Origin of the sequence: Phytoactinopolyspora endophytica, assembly GCF_004138495.1 — a bacterium.
Classification (GTDB): domain Bacteria; phylum Actinomycetota; class Actinomycetes; order Jiangellales; family Jiangellaceae; genus Phytoactinopolyspora; species Phytoactinopolyspora endophytica.
Genome location: NZ_ML142860.1, coordinates 208,896 through 214,185, shown reverse-complemented (window position 1 = coordinate 214,185; position 5,290 = coordinate 208,896). Strand labels below are relative to the sequence as shown.

6 protein-coding genes are annotated in these 5,290 nt (G+C 68.2%); 4 read left to right on the top strand and 2 right to left on the bottom strand.

Going from position 1 to position 5,290, the window contains the following annotated elements:
• The coding region (locus ELR45_RS38710) for a carbohydrate ABC transporter permease (protein WP_205857041.1) at nt 1-444 on the top strand (444 nt) is incomplete at its 5' end.
• Nucleotides 445-696: 252 nt separating this feature from the next.
• The gene (locus ELR45_RS22190) at nt 697-1,314 is read left to right on the top strand and encodes a DUF3159 domain-containing protein (protein ID WP_420813930.1); all 618 of its coding nucleotides are present in this window, start codon (nt 697-699) and stop codon (nt 1,312-1,314) included.
• On the opposite strand, the gene ELR45_RS22185 is transcribed toward ELR45_RS22190, so the two are convergent.
• Entirely contained in the window at nt 1,311-2,117 is an 807-nt protein-coding gene (locus ELR45_RS22185) for an inositol monophosphatase family protein (protein ID WP_129668273.1), read from the bottom strand. The two genes, ELR45_RS22190 and ELR45_RS22185, sit on opposite strands and share 4 nt — an antisense overlap.
• Before the next feature lie 53 nt (nt 2,118-2,170).
• The gene (locus ELR45_RS22180) at nt 2,171-3,307 is read right to left on the bottom strand and encodes a ferrochelatase (RefSeq protein WP_205857040.1); all 1,137 of its coding nucleotides are present in this window, start codon (nt 3,305-3,307) and stop codon (nt 2,171-2,173) included.
• Between the two features lie 210 nt (nt 3,308-3,517).
• Here ELR45_RS22180 and ELR45_RS22175 point away from each other — a divergent pair, with 210 nt between their 5' ends.
• Nucleotides 3,518-4,486 carry a hypothetical protein gene (locus ELR45_RS22175; RefSeq protein ID WP_129668271.1) on the top strand — a complete coding sequence of 323 codons (969 nt, stop codon included), beginning with the start codon at nt 3,518-3,520 and terminating at the stop codon, nt 4,484-4,486.
• Nucleotides 4,487-4,716: 230 nt separating this feature from the next.
• Nucleotides 4,717-5,290, top strand: a 574-nt coding sequence (gene sepH / locus ELR45_RS22170) for a septation protein SepH (RefSeq protein WP_165368006.1), incomplete at its 3' end; no start/stop codon positions are given.

The window sequence follows — 5,290 nt, the reverse complement described above, 5'->3', positions numbered from 1 at the left end:
ATCGCGGGCCAGATCAGCATGTTGGACAACGTGTGGACGCTGATCCTTCTCTACACGGCGATGAACCTGCCCATCGCGGTATGGATGATGCGTTCGTTCCTGCAGGAGATTCCTCGGGAGGTCCTCGAGGCGTCCCAGGTGGACGGCGCCACACTGCGCCAGACCATGGTTCAGGTGCTGCTGCCGATGGTGGCTCCCGGTCTCGCCGCCACCGCGTTGATCTGCGTGATCTTCTCCTGGAACGAGTTCTTCTTCTCGGTGAACCTGACAGCCTCGACGTCGGCTACCGTCCCGCTCTTCCTGGTCGGTTTCATGACCAGCGAGGGTCTGTTCTGGGCACAGATGGCGGCCGCGGCGACCCTGGCCTCGCTGCCGGTGGTGCTGGCGGGCTGGGCGGCCCAGAAGCAGCTCGTCCGCGGGCTGTCGATGGGCGCGATCAAGTAAGGCCGGCTTCATGTGCCGTTTTGGGCCCCGATGAGGGCCTCTAGTGGCACATGACAACGCTTCTCGACCGAACCAGGGCGGTTCAGGGGCGTCCGGCAACGGATAGACTGGGGCGTATCACGACGCGAGGAAAGATCCGTGCGGCCGCACTCCGATGACCAGCAGCCCAAGTGGTCTGTCAACGGCAGCTCGGGCGTACCTGAGAGTGACTCCGGTCTTCCCGAGGCGGCCGGCGCGCGCCAGCCTGAGTCGTTGGCCGCACTGCTCGGCGGACGTACCGGTGCGATCGACGCGACCATCCCGCCGGTGGTGTTCGTCGCCGTCTGGCTTGCAGCCGGCGAGTCGGTCACCGCTGGGGTGATCGCCGCGCTCCTCGCCGCCGCTGCCGTGGCCGGGTGGCGATTGCGGCGCGGCGCCCGTCCCAGGGCCGCAATGGTCGGCATGCTCACGGTGGCCGTCGCCGCGTTGATCGTGCTGCGCACCGGCCGGGCGGCAGACTTCTTCGTACTCCAGCTGGCGTCCAATGCGGCGAGCGCTCTCGCCTGGGCGGTCAGCATCATCGTCCGCTGGCCGCTGCTCGGCGTCGTCGTCGGAGCCGTCCTCGGCCAGAAGACCCGGTGGCGACGCGACCCCGCCCTGCTCCGCGCCTACAGCCGTGGCAGCTGGATATGGGTGCTCCAGTACGTGATCAGGGTCGCCGTCTTCGCTCCGCTGTGGTGGGCCGACGAGGCGCTCGCGCTCGGCGGGGCGCGCGTCGCGTTGAGCTGGCCCCTGATCGCCCTGTGCCTTGCCGTCTCGTGGTGGGTGATTCAGCGCTCGCTCCCGCCCGAACACCCTGGACTACGGCATCCGAGAGCCGAGATCTCTTAAACGCGGTCCGCGCCGAGCCGCTCCAGCAGTGCCCGCAGATCCTCCGCGATCCCCGGCGTGGCCGCGAACGTCATCGCCTCGGCCGGGGGCTGACCGTACAGCCCGCTGACGACCGCTCCCGCCTCCGCCGCGATGAGCCCGCCTGCCGCACGATCCCAAGGGTTGAGGCCGCGCTCGTAGTAGGCGTCGAGCCGGCCGCTGGCCACGGCGCACAGGTCCAGCGCCGCGGACCCGGCACGCCGGATGTCCCGGACCACGGGCACCAGCTCGGCTAGGACCGCGGCCTGCCGAGCCCGCCGCCCCGCGTCGTACCCGAAGCCGGTGCCGACCAGCGCCAGCGACAGGTCGGCGCAGCCGGTTACCGCGATCGGCTCGCCGTTGAGCAGGGCACCCGAGCCACGGACAGCGGTCCATGTCTCGTCGCTGGCCGGGTTGTACACCACGCCCGCCTCAACCGTCGCGTCAACCTGCGCGGCGATGGACACGGCGTACTGCGGGATCCCGTACAGGTAGTTCACGGTGCCGTCGATCGGGTCGACCACCCAGACGACGTCGGAGTCGCCGGCGCTGTGCCCGCCTTCCTCGCCGTGGATCGCGTCGCCCGGCCGCACGGCCAGCAGGCGGTCACGGATCAGCTGTTCGGCCGCGGTGTCCGATTCGGTGACCACGTCGGTGGGGGTGGATTTGGTGGCGGCGACCGCCATCCGCTCCACCGCTCGACGGCGGTCCCGTGCCAGCGCACCGGCCTCGTGGGCCGCGCTGACCGCGAGATCGACCAGACTCTTCACATCGATGTCCTGCACAGGTTCTCCTCATCCGAAATGATCATGTGCAGTAGGCTTCCTGCCAAACATGATCATTTTGTGCCAACGTGCGGGTAACTCGGTTCGTCTTCGCCGCACAGCGCCGGCCGCTCACCTCGCGGGTTCGGGCAGCAGCCGGCAGGGCACACATCCGGGGCCGGACCAGGCGGGCCGACGCTGGCCCTGCTCACGTCCTCCCCGCGTTCCACAGCCGCACGCTCGAGCAGCAGGTCGACCACGGCCGAGACGAAGTCGGGGTGTGTGCCCGCCGTCGCCGCCCTGGCCGCCTCTATGCCCAGCGACTTGGCAGTCGTCATCGCCTCGGTATCCAGGTCGTAAGCGACCTCCATGTGGTCGGAGAGGAAGCCGATCGGAGCCATCACCACAGAACGCACGCCCGCCGAGGCAAGAGCCTGCAGATGGTCATTGACGTCCGGCTCCAGCCAGGGCATCTGGGGCGGACCGCTCCTCGAGCAGTAGACCAGGTCGTACTCGTACGACACACCAGTCCGCTCGGCCACCTGGGCCGCCACGGCACGGGCCACCGCCTCGTGCTGGGCGACGTACGCACCGCCGTGCGGACCCGACGTCTCCGCCATGGCCACCGGGATGGAATGTGTGACGAACACCAGCCGGGCCCGTTCGGCACCGGCACGCGAGAGATCTCCGAGCGCACCGACCACACCGTCGGCGTTCGCCGAGATGAACCCCGGGTGATCGAAGCAGTGCCGCAGCCGGTCGATCTTCGGCGCATCAGGCCCGACCTCGGCTACGGCGTCGGCCAGGTTCTCGCGGTACTGGCGGCAACCGGAATACGAGTCATATGCGCTGGTGATGAAGGCGGCCACTCTGGTGATGCCGTCGTTCGCCATCCGCCGCAGCTCATCGACCAGGTACGGATGCCAGTTCCGGTTACCCCAGTACACGGGGATGGACAGGCCGGCCTCTGCCAGCTCGTGTTCAAGACCGGCGATCAGCGCCCGGTTCTGGTCGTTGATCGGGCTTTTCCCGCCGAAGGCGCGGTAGTGTTCGCCGACTTCTTCCAGCCGCTCACGGGGTATCCCCTTGCCTCTGGTGACGTTCTCCAGAAACGGGATGACGTCGTCCTGGCCCTCCGGCCCACCGAATGAAAGGACCAGCAACGCATCGTACGGTTCCAGACGAGGATCCGCAGAATCCGAACTACTCACCCCCCGATCCTCCCAAGAGCGCGTCGAGCATCTGTACCCAGGGTCGTCGACATCCCCCACCGGACTGCCGTCGTGACCCCGAGCCCTCCGTGGAAGAGCGGGCATGGCAGGCTCGTACACCGCGCCGAGGGCGGCGACGCGGGAGGCACCTGGGCGCCGTCGATCTCGGACGCTGCGTGCGGCCGTCGTCCAGAGAATCAGGGAGTTGGAGTGTCCCGGATCATCACGTACCTGTCCAGTGCCGTTCTCGTGCTGACGCTCTGCGCATGTAGCGACGACGGGAACGGGAGCGGCGGCGACGGCAGCGGCGATGACGCCGCCGGCGACCAAGCCGCTACGGCAGACGGTGACTGCCCGGACACGGCCCAGGTCGACCTCGACGATCCGGGCGCCGAGCCTCGCCAGGCGATGGAGCTCTCCCCCACTGTCGGGGACAGCATGGAGCTTGAGACCTATCTGACGTACGACGACGAGCTGGTGGTCGACGGGGAAGAGCAGAACATGGTCTCGCCGCCGGACATGTTCTTCGGCATGGTGGTCACCGTCGAGGATGTCAGCGATGACCGGATCACCATGTCGTTCGTCTTCGACGAGGCCGCGCCTGGCAGCGGATCGCACGTCGCGATGGAGGATGCGGTCCGCGACGTGGCCGGGTTCGACGGCAACATCACGACGACCCGCACCGGTGCCGTCCTCGACGCGGAGATCGCCGGACGTCCCACCTCCAATGAGGGCGCCGGCCACGAGGCGCCTCTGGTCTTCGGTGACCTCGAATGGCAGCTGACCGAGATGGCCGTGCCGTTCCCCGAAGAGCCCGTCGGCGTCGGCGCCGAGTGGTCGACGCGTGCTTCCACCGGGGCGAACGGCGTCGAGCAGTGCTGGCACACCGAGTACACGCTGGTCGCGCTCGACGGCGACTCGTACGAGGTCCAGATCGACTGGGTCGACGAGTATGCGCCGGAAGTGGTCGAGGAGGACGGTGAGACCACCGAATTGGTGAGCGGTTCCAGGACTTCCAGCACCACCAGCACCGGCGACCTTGAATTCCCACTGCCCGCCTTCTCCAGCACCGAAATCACCGGCGAATCGGTCCACCAGGTGGAGAAGGAGGACGGGACGCAGGTGACGGAGGAACACTCGAGCCGTTACGAGAGAGGGTTCGACGTCCGGAGCGAATAGAGTCGCGCAGCGGATGCGGAGAATTCGTTGCGCGACCTCTCACGTGCCAGCGCAGGCAATTCGACGACGGCGCGTGGCCCACAGGCTGTCCAACGTGGACAAACCTCGGATACGCTCACAGGGTTCTCGGAGATTCTTAAGGAAACACGGCCCGCCGGCGCGGCGTGGCGGCTTGGTACAAAGGCCCCCACAAGCGACGATGGAAGACAGCCAGGCTGGGGAGGTGTACGGTGCGCGAGCTTCGGCTGACGGCGGTCAGCGAGGACTGCGCGTATCTGATCCTCTCTGACGGTGACGAGCAATTCGCGCTGCGGGCCGACGAGCGCTTGCACGCCGCGATCCGAGGCGACCGAGCGAGGTTGGGACAGTTGGAGATTCAGCTCGAAAGCCAACTGCGTCCGCGGGACATACAGGCCCGGATCAGGGCCGGCGAGTCGGTTGAGTCCGTCGCCGCGGCCGCTACTATGCCGCTGGAGAAGGTCAGGCGCTTCGCCGGGCCGGTACTGGCGGAGCGTGAGCATATCGCTGAACGGGCCCGCCAGGCTCACCTGAAGCGGCTCGCGGGAGAAGGACCGGTCCGCACCCTGGAGTCGGCCGCTGCGGACTATGCCGCCTCAGTCGGCGCCCAGCCCGACGCGCTCGTCTGGGACGCGTGGCGGGGCGAGGACGGCCGCTGGCGGGTCAGCTGCAGGTGGAGCCCGCTCGACGGCGCTGAGGCCGGCACGGGCGGAGATGACGATGCCACGGCGCTGTTCTCATTCGACCCGTCCGGACGGTCGGCCGTTCCCCAGGACGCGACGGCAC